This window comes from Shewanella algicola, assembly GCF_014648035.1.
GTDB classification, from domain to species: Bacteria; Pseudomonadota; Gammaproteobacteria; order Enterobacterales; family Shewanellaceae; genus Shewanella; species Shewanella algicola.
On the sequence record NZ_BMQI01000009.1, the window covers coordinates 54,218 to 69,911 of the forward strand.

Annotated in this window: 13 protein-coding genes and 1 pseudogene; 6 read left to right on the plus strand and 8 right to left on the minus strand. The window is 39.6% G+C overall.

What is annotated here, in order from left to right; genetic code table 11:
* Positions 1-93 precede the first annotated feature (93 nt).
* Positions 94-1,950: a protein-disulfide reductase DsbD gene (locus IEY42_RS05630; RefSeq protein WP_188924341.1), complete on the minus strand. Its 1,857-nt coding sequence runs from the start codon at positions 1,948-1,950 to the stop codon at positions 94-96.
* Positions 1,947-2,273, minus strand: a complete 327-nt coding sequence (gene cutA / locus IEY42_RS05635) for a divalent-cation tolerance protein CutA (protein WP_188924342.1) — start codon at positions 2,271-2,273, stop codon at positions 1,947-1,949. Before cutA ends, IEY42_RS05630 begins: the two co-directional genes overlap by 4 nt.
* Positions 2,274-2,518: 245 nt before the next feature.
* Here cutA and IEY42_RS05640 point away from each other — a divergent pair, with 245 nt between their 5' ends.
* Complete coding sequence (locus IEY42_RS05640; protein ID WP_188924343.1) at positions 2,519-3,103, plus strand: FxsA family protein; 585 nt, start codon at positions 2,519-2,521, stop codon at positions 3,101-3,103.
* A 36-nt stretch (positions 3,104-3,139) separates the two neighbouring features.
* On the opposite strand, the gene IEY42_RS05645 is transcribed toward IEY42_RS05640, so the two are convergent.
* Together IEY42_RS05645 and IEY42_RS05650 are read right to left on the minus strand one after the other, a co-directional pair.
* Positions 3,140-3,505 (minus strand): hypothetical protein, encoded by a 366-nt coding sequence (locus IEY42_RS05645; RefSeq protein ID WP_188924344.1) that lies wholly within the window; start codon positions 3,503-3,505, stop codon positions 3,140-3,142.
* A 138-nt stretch (positions 3,506-3,643) separates the two neighbouring features.
* The gene (locus IEY42_RS05650; protein ID WP_188924345.1) at positions 3,644-5,107 is read right to left on the minus strand and encodes an MATE family efflux transporter; all 1,464 of its coding nucleotides are present in this window, start codon (positions 5,105-5,107) and stop codon (positions 3,644-3,646) included.
* A gap of 216 nt (positions 5,108-5,323) precedes the next feature.
* Between IEY42_RS05650 and IEY42_RS05655 the strand changes: the two genes are divergently transcribed.
* Both IEY42_RS05655 and groL read left to right on the plus strand, forming a co-directional pair.
* Positions 5,324-5,614: a co-chaperone GroES gene (locus tag IEY42_RS05655; RefSeq protein ID WP_011639076.1), complete on the plus strand. Its 291-nt coding sequence runs from the start codon at positions 5,324-5,326 to the stop codon at positions 5,612-5,614.
* 58 nt (positions 5,615-5,672) lie between these two features.
* A complete protein-coding gene (groL, locus tag IEY42_RS05660) occupies positions 5,673-7,322 on the plus strand; it encodes a chaperonin GroEL (RefSeq protein WP_188924346.1) in 1,650 nt (549 codons plus the stop codon).
* A gap of 405 nt (positions 7,323-7,727) precedes the next feature.
* Here groL and IEY42_RS05665 read toward each other — a convergent pair whose 3' ends face one another.
* The 3 genes from IEY42_RS05665 to IEY42_RS05675 are packed head-to-tail and all read right to left on the minus strand — an operon-like array spanning position 7,728 to position 10,477.
* Positions 7,728-8,672, minus strand: a complete 945-nt coding sequence (locus IEY42_RS05665) for a hypothetical protein (protein ID WP_188924347.1) — start codon at positions 8,670-8,672, stop codon at positions 7,728-7,730.
* Positions 8,673-8,676: 4 nt separating this feature from the next.
* Positions 8,677-9,405, minus strand: a complete 729-nt coding sequence (locus IEY42_RS05670) for an NYN domain-containing protein (protein ID WP_188924348.1) — start codon at positions 9,403-9,405, stop codon at positions 8,677-8,679.
* Between the two features lie 34 nt (positions 9,406-9,439).
* Positions 9,440-10,477, minus strand: a complete 1,038-nt coding sequence (locus IEY42_RS05675; RefSeq protein ID WP_188924349.1) for a nuclease-related domain-containing protein — start codon at positions 10,475-10,477, stop codon at positions 9,440-9,442.
* A 261-nt stretch (positions 10,478-10,738) separates the two neighbouring features.
* On the opposite strand from IEY42_RS05675, the pseudogene IEY42_RS05680 reads away from it, so the two are divergent.
* From IEY42_RS05680 to IEY42_RS05690, 3 genes and pseudogenes are all read left to right on the plus strand, one after another.
* Positions 10,739-11,945 (plus strand): annotated as a pseudogene (locus tag IEY42_RS05680) (IS4 family transposase).
* Between the two features lie 289 nt (positions 11,946-12,234).
* A complete protein-coding gene (locus IEY42_RS05685; RefSeq protein WP_188924350.1) occupies positions 12,235-13,866 on the plus strand; it encodes a sensor domain-containing diguanylate cyclase in 1,632 nt (543 codons plus the stop codon).
* 568 nt (positions 13,867-14,434) lie between these two features.
* The gene (locus IEY42_RS05690) at positions 14,435-14,671 is read left to right on the plus strand and encodes a helix-turn-helix domain-containing protein (RefSeq protein ID WP_188924351.1); all 237 of its coding nucleotides are present in this window, start codon (positions 14,435-14,437) and stop codon (positions 14,669-14,671) included.
* Between the two features lie 264 nt (positions 14,672-14,935).
* On the opposite strand, the gene IEY42_RS05695 is transcribed toward IEY42_RS05690, so the two are convergent.
* Positions 14,936-15,424, minus strand: a complete 489-nt coding sequence (locus IEY42_RS05695) for a TIGR00645 family protein (protein ID WP_160053655.1) — start codon at positions 15,422-15,424, stop codon at positions 14,936-14,938.
* Positions 15,425-15,694: the final 270 nt, after the last annotated feature.

Sequence of the window (15,694 nt, forward strand, 5' to 3'; positions counted from 1 at the left end):
AAAGTTTAACTTTCGATGACTTTAATATTAGCAATTATAAAAAAAGCACCTTTAGTAACTAAAGGTGCTGATTTAAATAGAAAATATTTTACGTTATTTTAATAACAGGTCTAAATGCGCCGCAAAGTCTTTTGGCCCCATAAACCCGGTTACGCGTAAGTCTTCACGTTGTTCACCGTCTTGATTAAACATCAATAGTGTCGGTAATCCCAGCACCCCATAATGTTCAAGTAGCTCAATATCGATGTCGTCGCTAGCAGTAACATCGGCTTGCAGTAAAACCATCTGATCCAAACGCTTAGCGACTTCTTTATCTTTAAAGGTGATCGCCTCAAACTCTTTACAGGCCACGCACCAGTCGGCGTATAAATCGAGCATCACTGTTTTACCGCTAATGCTGGCTTTATCCAGTTCAACGTCTAAGTCAGCAAGTGATTTAATGCGCACAAAATGATTAGCTTCGCTGATGGTTTTGCCTTCAACGTTTGTTTGGCTCACGTTTGGTGCATTGTGACCAAAACCAGCTATCAGTGCCTGGAAACCGTATGAGAAGCTGGCTAATAAAGTCAGTAATAACAATACGCCACGGGTAGTTTGTTTCCAGCTAAACTCACTGAGTTTGTTTTGGTGCATCAAGTAACCTGTTAACGCAACACCCCAAACCGACCACATTAAATCAGACACCAAACCAGGCCAAATACGACCGACCATTACAATTGATACTGAAATTAATAAGAAACCAAACACGGTTTTAATAATGTCCATCCAGGCACCGGCACGTGGCAGAATTTTACCGCCAGAAGTCCCAATAATCAGTAACGGTACACCCATCCCCATGCTTAATACATACAACGCTAAAAAGCCTTGAATTAAGTCGCCAGATTGCGCTACATAAATTAATGCGCCAGAGAGCGGTGCTGTAGTACAAGGGGACGCGACTAACCCTGAGATAACACCCATTAAGAACACGCCAATCAGGTTGCCACCTTTTTGGTTGTTCGACATGTCGTTCATCTTTTCTTGCCATTTTGATGGCAGCTTTAAATCATACATGCCAAACATTGATAAGCTCAGTAGCACAAACATCACCGCTAAGAAAATCAAAATAGCTGGGTGTTGTAACGCCGCTTGAAACTTAAGTCCGGCAGAGGCAACAATTAAACCTAATAACGAATAGGTAATGGCCATACCCTGTACGTATGCCATTGATAAAGTGAATGCTTTAGCGGTAGACAGCTTTTGCCCCTGGCCAACAATAATGCCCGACAAAATAGGGTACATAGGGAACACACATGGCGTTAACGCTAACCCAATGCCTAAACCAAAGAAAATCACTAAGGTCCATAAAAGGCTGTCGTTTTGCAACATTTGGCTTAAGTTGTCTTGTTGGGTTATAGGCGCTTTTGCCGTATCTGTGGCAGCTAATGATGGCGTTGCTTCTGGCGCGCCAATGACCTTTTTAGCAATAACCTTACCGTCGTTGGCTTCAACAGCGGCTAATTTGACCTCATTTTTGGTTGGCGGATAACATAATGTGCCTTCAGCACAGCCCATAAACGTCACTTGAAATAGTGCATCTGCATCAGCTTGTTTTAGCCCCACAGGGATTTCTACAAAGGTGTAATAGACTTCTTGGTCGCCAAAATACTCATCGTTATGGTTTTTACCACGAGGCAAGGCGATATCGCCAATCACGGCGCCGTCGGCAGAAAACTGTAACTTATCGCGATACAAATAATAACCGTCTGCAATCACAAAGCTGATTTTGAGTTGATTACCTTGTTGCTCATAATCAAACGCAAACGCCTCGTTAACTGGCATGAGCTTGGGCTCATCGCTTAAAAAACTAAACGTGTTACTAGAAGAGTTCGCACTGTGCGCGGCAGGTACCAGTAAAATTGATGACATCAATAACAATGATGTCAGGCATAAAGCGACTATTTTTTTCATGATTGTGAGTTGTCTTCTATCCATTGTAGATAAGGGCCAAAACCACCGATAATCGGAATGGCAATGAATTCAGGTACTTCATAAGGATGCAATTTGAGCACAAGTTGTTCAATGGCATCAAACTGAGTTGCCATGCATTTTATTTGCAATGGTACTTCTTGTGACTGACAAAGAGTATTTTCCCAACGGTAAACCGACTCAACTGTTTGGCCAATTTGCACGCAGGCAGCCAGTTGGTTTTCAACGAGTGCATTGGCAATCATTTTGGCCGTTTCTGCATCCGGGCACGTGGTTAACATCACGAGTTGTTTGGGTTTATACATATATAATCTTAAAGTTTACTTAAGTTAAAGGCGTTATACTAAAAGCGTCATCACATTACGCTTATTTAGCTGAATTTTCACTAAACTGAGATGATATTCGTGAGCTGTCTTGAAAACAGACCCGATAACCCCCATTTAAGTTTCATCGGCAGTATTTTTTAGGTCGCCACTTTATTATTTATACGTCGCTACGTTATTCATTACACGTCGCCAACTGTAACAAAAAGCGATGATTAGAGGCCAATATGTTTTTTATTCTATTGTTAATATTTGTACTTGTCCCGGTTGTGGAGCTCAACGTACTGATTGAAGTGGCCAGCTCTATTGGCTCATGGACCACGGTCGGCTTGGTGTTATTTACTGCCGTTGTTGGAGTGTCATTAGTACGTAGTCAGGGCTTAAGTACGTTAATGACAGTACAACAAAAGCTTGCCCGCGGCGAAGCGCCAGGCCACGAGATTGTTGAAGGTATGATGTTAGCTGCTGCAGGTGTGTTGTTACTTATACCAGGGTTTGTGACCGACTTTATTGGCTTAATTTTATTAACCCCATTTACCCGCGCACCCATTGCGAAATATTTGTATAAGCGCATGCAACTGCGTGTGGTAGCTAATGGTGGCTTTAAAGGTGGTTTTGGCCCAGGGCAAAGCCCGTTTGGTCAATCGGGCCCATTTAGTAACCAAAATCCGTTCGATCAAAACGGCAATACTTTTGATGGTGATTTTGAACGTAAAGACGAGCAACCGCGCAGCCATCATATAGAGCAAAACAAAAGCGACGATGACATTATTGATGTTGAGCCGATAGACCCAAAAGATGACAAAAAATAACCCTTTATCACAATAAAAACAGCCGACTAATGCAATTTAGTCGGCTGTTTTTATTTGTAACTGCTTATCTTGTTTGGCACCAAGCCAAAATGCGCTGGCGATACTTAACACCCAATTGGCAATAAAAAACCAGGTGAGTTGCGATAACTCTGTCGATTGTGTGTCCAGTGCGACTTTAGATACCTCGGCGTAAATAGAGTTTAAATCGTTAGCAATATTGCCCGCCAAAATCTGCTCGGCAATCACTTGTGCACGGCTAATGAGATGGTTCATTAACAGTGCTATACACACTACACTTACGCTAATAAATCCCCAACCGAGCCACTTTTTACCTAGCCAAAGTTGGCCACTTCCAGGGCAAATAATCGCAGACATTAATGCGGCATAAATGGATTTTTTCATTGTAGATGACTGATGATTTTGGCTTGAAACGGTAAATGATATTAACTCATCGGCCGCACCTAAAGGTAATGTTTGCCATAAAATTAATTGAAAATTAATCTGCTTCGTGCAAATCGCTAGAGCTTTAAAGGCTTGCTATTAATCAATGATATTATTTGCCGAGGGTTTAGCGGCGGCAGTGCGAGAAAGGTGGTTATGCTGCTCATTATTGGCATCATAATCTGGGGTGTCTTGGTTTTTGTCACTGTAGGGTACAGTGTGCTTAATGTCGTTTGGTTCGCTAATTTTTGTGGCCAAGTAATAGCAAGCAATACCCATTAACGTATTAGTGATTGGCAGAGCCAGTAAAACCCCTTTAATACCACCGATATAAGCACCCAATGCCGCAAATGGCAGCATTAATAACATTAACCGGCAGAGGTTGATCACTAACGAACTCATTGGGCGGTGATAGGCATTTAAGCTGGTTGCAAAAATAATCACAATACCTAAAGGGCCATAAGCTGCTGGCAATACCATGACATAAAAACTCAACCAATCAATCACTAGTGGGTCGTTGGTAAACAGATGTGCAATGGCTGTGGCATTAAAATACAGCGGAATAAATAACAAGGTTTGAAACACAAATACAAATTGAAGCGACATCAATAACGCTTTTTTAGCGCGCTCGGGTTGATTTGCCCCTAAGTTTTGCGCAATAAACGGCATTAAACTCGACGATAAAGCAATCACCACGATGAGTAACACCGACTCTAAACGCGTACCCGCGCCAAATGCTGCTACCCCAGATTGATCAATACGCGCCAACATGGCCATAATCACCCCATTAGCAATTGGGTTAATCACATTCATTAATGCTGCTGGGCGTGCAATATGGGCCAAGGCTTTCCAGTGTAAAATCAGCCGGCCAATATCAAAGCTGGCAAATACAACTAACTTACGTTTAATAATGATTAAATATCCGGCTAACGACATCGCCACAACCCAAGACAGTGTGGTGGCAATGGCAGCGCCTAGAATCTCTAAACGTGGAAATGGCCCAATACCAAAGATGAGCAGAGGGTCGAGCACTAAATTAACCACCGCTGCAATCATCATAATTTTAGCCGGTGTTCGCGTGTCACCTGTTGCACGTAATCCCTGGTTGCTAACCATTAATAATACTAGGGCTGGTGCGCCTAAGTACCAGTACCACATATAGTCGTTAATTAATGGCAGGCTGGCTTCGTTAGCGCCGAGTAAACTAAAAATTGGTTCAATAAACACACAACCGAGAATCGATAAGCCCCAAATAATCAACAATGTGATGCACAACGCATCAAACAAAAATACTTTTGATTCGGGTGCATGGCCGCTACCAATTAAGCGCCCGAGATTAGTCGAAACCCCTACGCCTAAACCAATACCAATACTCGAAATAACTAAGGTCACCGGAAAGGTAAAACTCACAGCGGCTAAAGGTTCGGTACCCAACTTACTGATAAAAAACACGTCTACTAGACTGCCGCCCAGAATGGTCATAATTCCAATCAGGTTAGGCAAGGTCATATTAAGCAGCACACGACCAATTGGCCCGCTGAGTAACCCGTGTCTGTCTTTCATCTATTCTCAGGTGTTTAATACGTTTAAAGGAGGCGAATTCTATCAGTATTAGTAAAGTTTTAATAAAATAGACTTAAAAAAAGTGTAGTTTTTTTTTAAATTCCCCTTGGATCTGTGATCAACTACCCCCATATCACATGCATCGAAGGGAAAATCCCTTTTTTGTTAGTCAATAGCCTCGTTTTTTGGGCATCACATCATTAGGAGAGTTCATAGATGAATATTCGTCCATTACATGACCGCGTTATCGTTAAACGTTTAGAAGTTGAATCTAAATCTGCAGGCGGTATCGTGCTTACTGGCAGTGCTGCAGAGAAATCAACTCGCGGTAAAATTCTTGCTGTAGGCAATGGTCGTATTTCAGAAAACGGCACAGTTACTCCACTTGACGTTAAAGTGGGCGACGTTGTGATCTTCAATGAAGGTTATGGCGTGAAAAAAGAAAAAATTGACGGTGAAGAAGTATTAATCCTGTCAGAAGCTGACCTGATGGCAGTTGTAGGCTAAGCCTCGTCCATCAACTCGACTTTCCAATTAATCATTAAATTTAAAGGAACATCAAAAAATGGCAGCAAAAGAAGTATTATTTGGTAACGACGCACGTGTAAAAATGCTTGCAGGCGTTAACATTCTAGCCAACGCAGTGAAAGTAACTTTAGGCCCTAAAGGTCGTAACGTAGTATTAGACAAGAGCTTCGGTGCTCCGCTAATCACTAAAGATGGTGTGTCAGTTGCCAAAGAAATCGAACTAGAAGATAAGTTCGAAAACATGGGCGCACAAATGGTGAAAGAAGTTGCTTCTAAAGCCAATGATGCAGCCGGTGACGGTACCACTACAGCAACCGTATTAGCACAGTCTATTGTTGTTGAAGGCCTAAAAGCCGTTGCTGCGGGTATGAACCCAATGGATCTTAAGCGCGGTATCGACAAAGCCGTTATCGCAGCAGTAGCTGAGTTAAAACTACTTTCTCAAGATTGTGCCGACACTAAAGCTATTGCTCAAGTGGGTACTATTTCTGCTAACTCTGACGAGTCAATTGGCGACATCATTGCTACCGCAATGGAAAAAGTCGGCAAAGAAGGCGTTATCACCGTTGAAGAAGGCCAAGCGCTTGAAAACGAATTAGACGTCGTTGAAGGTATGCAGTTTGACCGTGGTTACTTATCACCATACTTCATCAACAAGCCAGAAACTGGTAGCGTTGAACTAGACAGCCCATTCATTTTGTTAGTCGACAAAAAAGTGTCTAACATCCGTGAATTATTGCCAATCCTAGAAGGTCTAGCTAAAACAGGTAAGCCATTGCTTATCGTTGCAGAAGACGTTGAAGGCGAAGCACTAGCTACATTAGTTGTAAACAACATGCGTGGCATCGTTAAAGTGGCTGCTGTAAAAGCACCTGGTTTTGGCGACCGTCGTAAAGCGATGTTACAAGACGTAGCCATTCTAACTGGTGGTACTGTTATCGCTGAAGAAATCGGCCTAGAGCTTGAAAAAGCCACCCTAGAAGATTTAGGTACTGCTAAGCGCGTAATCATCACTAAAGATAACACTACTATCATTGATGGTAATGGTGACCAAGCGCAGATTTCAGCTCGTGTTTCTCAAATCAAGCAACAAGTTGAAGAATCAACGTCTGACTACGACAAAGAAAAACTACAAGAGCGTATGGCAAAACTTGCTGGCGGTGTTGCAGTAATCAAAGTTGGCGCAGCAACTGAAGTTGAAATGAAAGAGAAAAAAGCACGCGTAGAAGATGCATTACATGCAACTCGCGCTGCAGTCGAAGAAGGTGTGGTAGCCGGTGGTGGTGTAGCCCTTGTTCGCGTAGCAAGCAAAATTAAAGACGTTGCAGTGATTAACGAAGACCAAAAACACGGTGTGGTAATCGCACTACGTGCTATGGAAGCGCCTTTACGTCAAATCGCAACTAACGCAGGTCAAGAAGCATCAGTAGTGGCTAACACTGTTAAAAACGGCGAAGGTAACTACGGTTACAACGCAGGTAACGACACTTACGGCGACATGTTAGAAATGGGTATCCTAGACCCAACTAAAGTAACGCGTAGCGCATTACAGTTTGCAGCGTCAATTGCAGGCCTAATGATCACCACAGAAGCGATGGTTTCTGAAATTCCACAAGAAGCTTCTGGTGGCGCTCCTGATATGGGCGGTATGGGTGGTATGGGCGGTATGGGCGGCATGGGCATGTAATCTAACTGGTTAAAATGGGTTATAGCGGCGTTACTTTGCAGCTCGTGTAGAAAAACGCTACACGTCGCTACAAAAAGCCTTGCTCTAAGCCCATTTTTCCTGCGTTAGATGCTTATGCTGGTCTGAAGCCTAAAAGCTCAAGCCAAACTTCTTGTAAAAGAATTGAGAAAGCCCCGATACCTAACGGTATCGGGGCTTTTTGTTTCTTTCTAGTCTAAATCGGTGATAACTGCGTTACTTCACCACTCACTTAGGCGTAGGTGATTAATAAAAGCTGAAAGCTTAAAACCAAACGTCTTGTAAAAGAACTCTTGGTGGATAGATGAAAGCCTCGATACTATCTATATTGGGTGTTTAATATTTGTGATTTTGGGAGAGTTTAAGAGCAGTTTTACTCATGCTCATTTACTCAGATTTGTATTTAATCGCCCAGTAGCTTTCCCAATGGATGTTGCTTTTCCAGAGGTCATAAAACATAAATGCCATAAAAAGAGTTAGCATTATTATGCATGAGGTTAGGTGTTCTGATTTGGTATTCTCAAATTCATGGTGTTGTGATGCTACAAATAACATTAAATTATTATTTTCTAATAATTCGCTGTTGACGATATTTTTTAATGCATTGAGATAACCACTATTTTCGAAAACAAAATCACTTTTTTTGAAGTATTTGACGTTTTTCAACGATGTATTTTGGCAATTATCAATACTTTCTTTAATGTGGCTATCTACCTCATTGCTGGCAAATTTTACCGCTTTATCGACTGAAAAAGGATAGTTGAAACCAGCCCAAAGATTGCTGTTGTTTGTTAATTTAATTACGCAAAATACATCTATTGCTTTGCTATACTTTTGTGATGGATTCGATTGAACTTGTATAGCTTTGGGGCCAGAAAAATCTGCAGTGTCTACTGTGAAATATATTGGCATCCCCTTTTCGTGCCATTGTGTTGGGTCATCTAATTGTGACAATGTTGATATGCCTAATGTACTAAATAGATAAGCTGATATAAGTAATACCATTTGAATACCAAAAAGTGACAGTGAAATGGCGTTTTTATATTGATATTTTTTAAACTCAAGAAATGAAAATGGTATTTTCATCGAGCGAATTGAAATAGTCGCGATGATACCCGTTAGACAAAATAAGCTTACAATACCATTCCACTCAATCCACGTTAGATACGTTTGGTAAAAATGACTGCGGCTAAAAGACTCAGAAAAATATTGAGTAAATAGTAGAGAGCAGAGAAAAAAGGCTAGGCTAAATAAGCTTATCTTTAGCAAGCAAGGGATTAAAAAATATCTGAGCTTAATTTGATATGGTTTCATGTTTGGTGTTTTGGTCAAATCGTCATTTCCCCTTGCCGTTAACCGTTTTATGCCTTTTTTTGTCTCTTATCCAAATGACTGAGCCGTTGGTTTTTTTCATATCAAAAAGGTCTATAGATGCGAATAAATCACTCAGCTTCTTGAAGCCATAATTACGTTGATCAAACGAGGCATGATTCGAAATATGAGTCCCTATAGGTCCTAACATTGCCCAACCGTCATCATCTTCTACAGCCTCAATAGCTTGCCTCAATAAACTAATAAGCTTTGTATCCTTGTTTAAGCTTTTAGTGGCTGCAGGTAATGGAATCTCTTCACTTGGATCATCATCGAGAAATAAAAAGCGAGAACAACTATTCACAAATGGCATAGGCGCTTTGCGCTCTCCAAATCCTATGATGGTTTTACCATCAGCCAGTGCTCTGGTGACTAAGGGGGTAAAATCGCAATCTGATGAAACTAAACAAATAACATCTACATCTTTTGTATATAAAACATCCATAACATCAATAACCAGTGCCATGTCTGTGGCGTTTTTACCTTTAGTTAAATCGAATTGCTGGATGGGTTGAATAGCATACTCATGTAGCACATCTTCCCAAGTTTTTAAATTAGCGTTTTTCCAATTTCCGTATGCTTTACGTATATTTACCACACCATAGCGAGCAAGTTCTGATAACACTTTATCTATTTTCTTAGCTGGAGCATTATCAGCATCAATAAATACTGCGATTTTATCCTTATCTTTCATGTTGACGTCCTAGTCTGAGAATCAGAGTTAATAATTAAACAATCCGCTTTTCAAATCCACAATCCGCACAATTCAAGGTGTAGGTTTCTTTGCGCTTGGTGACTTTGGTATTTTTACTCATGCATTGTGGGCAGGCTTGTTTCATTGGTGTGTTTTTACTGCATTGATTGCAGTTGATGTAATAACCGAACTTGCCATACATGGGCGTGTATTGCGTTGATTCACCACAATGTTTACAGCTTAGTTTTGGGTGTTGCACTGGTGCTAATGTGGCTACTGCTTGAGGCATTGCAGTATTGGATTGAGCTAGATGATAAGTGGGTGTTGATGCTGTCTCCAACGCTAGTTCAAGCTCTGGTGTGTTTGCTATCGGTTGGATTTGCTTTCTTTCCACCTGAGCATAATTAGCTTGCTGAATATTTGAGTCGATATGTTGGCTAATAAGAAATTGACCAATTGAATTGAGTTCTTGTTGGTTGAAATCAGGACGGGTATCAGCGACATTCATCAAGCGGATTATTTTGTGTTTAAGATTCATGATGCTTTTGAGTTCATCGACCAAAAATTCGGTTTTGAAAAGCTTGTCGGAAATCTCTTTCGGCATGGTTTTCCGGTCGATGACAGCATTACTGGATACCGCACATAAATAGTGCCAACAACGTCCATTGAAGCCTTGCTGCTTTATACCGAGGAACTTACTTAATATTTCACTCTTATGATGCTTCAACATTTCCTTTAACAAGGTTTGTTGCAACTCGACTTGCTTGATGGGCGAGGGCATACCTGACCATTGGCTGTTATAGCTGCGTGTCCATTCACCCTGGTTGTTCACTTTAACGTGACCTTTAATGCTTTTTGATTCAATTAGCACAAAGCCATAGGTGTACACGATCAAGTGATCGATTTGAGCGGTTTCATCATTAAAGCTGAATTTGAAGTCGTTGATAACCAGCACTTCAGGATTGTCTTTAAATGCGCGGCGTAAAAAGAAGGCCACATCTTGTTCTTGCTTTTGTCCCGCAATAGCCTGTGGAGTCGAGGTCGTTTGGAGTGATTTAGTTTTGAGAATCATTTATCAACAGCATCCATTCATAACTTGATAATAATCAACCTCATAATATCTATTTTGCTGATAAAAAAGCTAGTGATAATTTTAAAAGTAGGTTTGTTCTGCTCCCTTTATCTATTTTATTGACGTAAATGAGCTCTGATCCTGACGAATCCCCCACAAAAGAATTAATAGAAATAATGAGATAGGTTAAAAATTGAGGAACATTCATGGCATTTAGTGATCAAATTTATCGCCAAACAAAAATTACCACGAGTAAATGCCATGAATGCAAAACAAGTTTTATCAAAATGCCTCTCACTTGTCACCCGCCCTTTTATCGCAAAATATGCACAAAACTCGCCGACAAAGTCTGTTCTCTGCAATTGAAAACTCAATGAATGGTGGAGCATTATCAATCACTGGACTTGGTCGTGATCTTGAAAGTAAAACCAAGGAAAAACATAAGATTAAGCGGGTTGATAGGCTTTGCAGTAATCCTCATCTTCATCGTAATATAGAGTTCATTTATACTCGCATGACCTGCTTGCTCATCGGGAAAATGAAGCAACCCATCATTCATATCGATTGGTCAGATCTTGATGATCGTAAGCAACATTTTCTCATTCGAGCATCTTTGGCGGCTCAAGGACGCTCATTGACACTTTATGAGGAAATACATCCGCTAGACAAAAAAGAGAAGCCTAAAACTCATCTACTCTTTCTAACCAAACTGAAGGCGATGCTACCTAGTGACGGCAAGCCTGTCATCGTGACTGATGCTGGATTTCGAATTCCATGGTTTAAACAAATACTGTCACTTGATTGGGATTATGTCGGGCGATTCAGAAACAGAACTCACTGTAAAAAGCATATTGGGGATGATTGGTTTCCAGTTAAAAATTTGTATGCTCAAGCAAACGCAAATGCCAAAAATCTCGGCATATATTACTTAGGCGAGCAAACAGCTTTTAAATCTCGCTTAGTGATTTTTAAACGCAACGCTAAAGGGCGAAAAGACAAAGTGGCTACAGGTGATAAAGCTAGGCGGAGTAAACAGTCACGAACAAGTGCCGATCGAGAAAAAGAGCCGTGGTTACTAGCAACATCGCTATGCAGTAGAAGAGATGCTGCTAAAAGAGTCGTTAAAATTTATGCGACGAGGATGCAGATAGAAGAGAGTTTTAGAGATGTTAAAACAGGGTTGAAAATGAATGATAGTGGCTCAAGGATTATGCATAAGCTCAGTGTATTGCTACTCATCGCCTGCTTATCTCAATTTATGCTATACCTGCTAGGATTGGCAGTTAAATCTGCTGATAAGCATAGACAATACCGAACGAATTCAATCAAGCATCGTAATGTTTTATCAAATCAATTTATGTGATTAAGGGCCTACAAAGATAAGTCTTTGAGACTACTGAAGTCACATTGGTTAGCAGGAATTAAGACGCTACAATCGTTAATCAAGGATCCACAAGCATGCTATTAAATTCATGGGGATCCCTCAGACTCTGACCCCATTTATTTCATTTATTTAAAGGGGCAGCTTCTCAAAGAATACAATACAGGTAATGGCATTATCAGAGGCATGTTTACTTAATTCACCGATTTTGTAGGAGAAAAGTTAGTTGGTTAGTCTTCAATGTATCTCCATTGAAGACTAACCATATTACGGATCAAAATAAAGCGTATATTTTCAATAATCAAATGTACTCAGCTTGCGATGATATATAATTAGATTTAAAATAAATTATTGTGCCTACTGAAAAGTAAAAATTATGACCATTTATAAGAAAGTTGTGTTAATTTTGACTAGCATGGTAGTCACATTATTATTGGCTTTTTTACTGATCCAGAAACTTGTAATTTTCCCTACATTTGAGTCACTAGAGCAACAATACGCTAAAGCAGATATTGATCGTGTTGAAGAAGTGATTCTTGACACAATAAAACAGCTAGATCGTCAATTACATGATCTTTCATCATGGGATGATACTTACAACTTTATTGAACATGTTAACCAAGATTTTATTGATAGTAATTTAGAACCAGATACCTTTGCCAACCTCCATATCAATTTAGTCTATTTTCTAGACACTGAATTTCAACCCGTTTGGGCACAGACTTATAATTTTGATCTCGATGACACTGATGAAGTCAAAATATCTACGAATGATGATGATGTGCGTCAATCTATTTTTTTGCTAAAAAAGCAATTGGTTAAACTTAATTCATTGTCAGATGATGAACCAAAAGTCATCCGCGGTTTGTTTTTTCAAAATGGTAACCCGATTAGTTTTTCCATGCGTCCAATTTTTAATAATGATGAAGACAAAATGTCCAGAGGTTATATGATTCTGGGGCGTACTCTTAATCAATACATGGTTGATAAATTTAGTGAACAACTTAAAAAGAAATTTAAAATTGAAGTGATAGCCAAAAACCCTCTTTCAATGAGTGACTTTTCAATCAATAAATATAACATTGATGTACTGAGTAAAGACATGTTGACAATCACTAAATCATACTTAGAAGATGACATTCCGGTTTTTAAAATTAGCACTGAATTTAAAAGGGTTATCACTAAAAGCGGCCAAAAAAGCCTTGAGTATGCCTTATTATCTCTACTGGGCATTGGGGTGTTTATGATTCTGCTGATCACTCTATTGTTAAAAAATAGCGTCTTTGTGTTACTTACTAATTTAACTCAACAAATGCAGGGGATTACGCAAAGTAAAAATTACACTTTACGGGCAACGATCAATAGTGAAGATGAAATTGGAATACTTTCAAGTGAATTCAATAATATGCTTACTGTGATAGAATCCAATAACAATGAATTAATCTCTGCTAACGATCAAATTAAACAGGCAAATGCTGAATTAGAGACACTAAGTTTGACAGATCCGCTTACACAAATTGCTAATCGATTAGCACTAGACAGAAAACTTAGAATGGAATGGGTAGCCTTATATAGGACCCAAAGCCCCCTTGCTATTATAATGATTGATATTGATTATTTTAAATTATTTAATGATCATTATGGCCATTTAGAAGGTGACAATTGCTTACTAAACATTGCCAATATTTTAACCCAAAATACTAAACGACCTCGAGATTTGGTTGCTAGGTTTGGGGGGGAAGAGTTTACGTTAGTTTTACCCGATACCAATATTCAAGACGCTGTACAAATTGCTAAGCATATTCATAATGATATAGCTAACAGTGAACTTAAACACCAATGTAGCAAAGTATCTGAATTTGTCACCGTTAGTATTGGTATTGCCGGTGTTATTCCCTCTGGGACTTCGTCTGTTGGCGAATTAATGGAAATGGCAGATAAGGCTCTATATGTCGCTAAGCAAAATGGCCGTAATCGAATTGAAATTAATGAGTTACTTAATCCATAAGTATAAGTTGATATAATCCCCTTGTGTCAGGATAGTTGTCGCCTCAATTAATTTACAAATAAACAGGGCGCGGTAAGTTAAAGTAAGTGAATTATCAAAGGCATTCAGTTCAATTTAAAGAAGCGATATTAAACAAGCTTAGTCAAAGTGATTTGTCGGTTCGTCAGTTTGCAGAACAAGAAGGCATCAAACAAGTGGGGTCAGATCAAAATTTCTGCTTCACTATCCAGATATTCAATTGTAAAGGTCGATAACATAGATGTGATGATGTGGATGAGTAAATGCCACATAATTTGTTGTTGTCTATGTTGATTTTTATGAATATTAGGGCCAATTCCTCAGATTGTAGTCGCTACACTTAATGAGCAAATCAATCAAAAATCGTTTAGTGTAACAACTTACACTTTTGGCTCATTTAACAGCTTAGATATTATAAAAGTGTATTATGTTAGACTTTTACTTAAAGCAAAAGAGTAAACCACTATAAGGTGTAGGTTGTTACACTTCATTGTTGAAATATCAAGCATTCAGGGCTAAAGTGTAGCAAAGTACACTTTGGACTAACGTTATGGCATCTGCACTCAATCAACAATCCTTGGGTTTACTCATTAAAGAAACCAGAAACAACGCGGCACTGACTCAAGATGTGGCGGCTATGCTGTGTGGCGTGACTAAAAAAACGTTAATCCGTGTTGAGAAAGGCGAAGATGTTTATCTCTCAACTGTTTTTAAAGTTCTTAATGGATTGGGGGTTAGTATTGATTCCGCGCAGAATGATAAGGCTGATCCTAAAGTGTGGTACTAAATCGATAAAAAAGAAAAGCCCTGATGCAGCGATGTATCAGGGCTTTTTATTTGGGTATTTATGGTTACTTAACCTGAGTTCGGGATAAGGGATGAACTTATGCTATTTAAAATCAAAATGTTACCTTTTCTCACTTTCAAGCTTGTCATTTGTTTTGCTAACAAGGCGAATTGACGCGTCAATAGCTAGCCTATTGCAAGTCGATTCAACGCAGTTAGCAGGACAAAGGACTGTTTGAAAGGCGTTTATTATCCCGATCTCAGGTTACTTACGAGTAATCTTATCCAGATATCCCATAGCGAAGGCCGATAACACGAAGGTGATGTGGATGAGTAAATACCACATTATTTTGTCGTTCTCGATGTTTTCGGCATTCATAAAGACTTTGAGTAAATGAATTGATGAAATGGCGACAATCGATGCGGCCACTTTATTTTTTAGCGAGCCCGAGTCCATCTTGCCTAGCCAGCTGAGTTTTTCGCTGTTTTCGCCGACATCAAGCTGTGACACGAAGTTTTCATAACCTGAAAACATCACCATAATCAGCAAGCCACCCACTAGAGTGATATCGATGAGTGACAGGGTAACGAGCACGAGATCCACTTCTGCCATTGTGAAAATAATCGGGATGATGTGAAAGATCTCTTGAAAGAACTTTATGCCTAAGGCGAGTAAGACTAAGCTTAACCCCAAATAAATCGGCGCCATGATCCAGCGGGATGCATACATCAATTTTTCAAATATTTGTTCCATAAAAATAGTAACCCTTCAAATAAATACGCTAAAAATCAATTGAGCCATTTATTGCAAAACAATAAGATAATGAACTGTAACTGTGCTGACATATTATGGCAAGCTTGATGATACGTCATCTGAGATTTAGTGGTAGTCAATAAACCGATTACCGGCTGTACAATATTGAATACAACCTTGGTTTAATAGTTGAAATTATTTAACCTGAGCTAGGGATAAAAGAATTGTTAGGGCAGACTATACGATAACCTGCAGAGGTATGTTTATTTA

What these genes read in the sequence shown, in the direction of transcription:
- IEY42_RS05630 (WP_188924341.1), bottom strand. Translation starts at nt 1,950, where the DNA reads ATGAAAAAAATAGTCGCTTTATGCCTGACATCATTGTTATTGATGTCA.
- cutA (WP_188924342.1), bottom strand. Translation starts at nt 2,273, where the DNA reads ATGTATAAACCCAAACAACTCGTGATGTTAACCACGTGCCCGGATGCA.
- IEY42_RS05640 (WP_188924343.1), top strand. Translation starts at nt 2,519, where the DNA reads ATGTTTTTTATTCTATTGTTAATATTTGTACTTGTCCCGGTTGTGGAG.
- IEY42_RS05645 (WP_188924344.1), bottom strand. Translation starts at nt 3,505, where the DNA reads ATGAAAAAATCCATTTATGCCGCATTAATGTCTGCGATTATTTGCCCT.
- IEY42_RS05650 (WP_188924345.1), bottom strand. Translation starts at nt 5,107, where the DNA reads ATGAAAGACAGACACGGGTTACTCAGCGGGCCAATTGGTCGTGTGCTG.
- IEY42_RS05655 (WP_011639076.1), top strand. Translation starts at nt 5,324, where the DNA reads ATGAATATTCGTCCATTACATGACCGCGTTATCGTTAAACGTTTAGAA.
- groL (WP_188924346.1), top strand. Translation starts at nt 5,673, where the DNA reads ATGGCAGCAAAAGAAGTATTATTTGGTAACGACGCACGTGTAAAAATG.
- IEY42_RS05670 (WP_188924348.1), bottom strand. Translation starts at nt 9,405, where the DNA reads ATGAAAGATAAGGATAAAATCGCAGTATTTATTGATGCTGATAATGCT.
- IEY42_RS05675 (WP_188924349.1), bottom strand. Translation starts at nt 10,477, where the DNA reads ATGATTCTCAAAACTAAATCACTCCAAACGACCTCGACTCCACAGGCT.
- IEY42_RS05685 (WP_188924350.1), top strand. Translation starts at nt 12,235, where the DNA reads ATGACCATTTATAAGAAAGTTGTGTTAATTTTGACTAGCATGGTAGTC.
- IEY42_RS05690 (WP_188924351.1), top strand. Translation starts at nt 14,435, where the DNA reads ATGGCATCTGCACTCAATCAACAATCCTTGGGTTTACTCATTAAAGAA.
- IEY42_RS05695 (WP_160053655.1), bottom strand. Translation starts at nt 15,424, where the DNA reads ATGGAACAAATATTTGAAAAATTGATGTATGCATCCCGCTGGATCATG.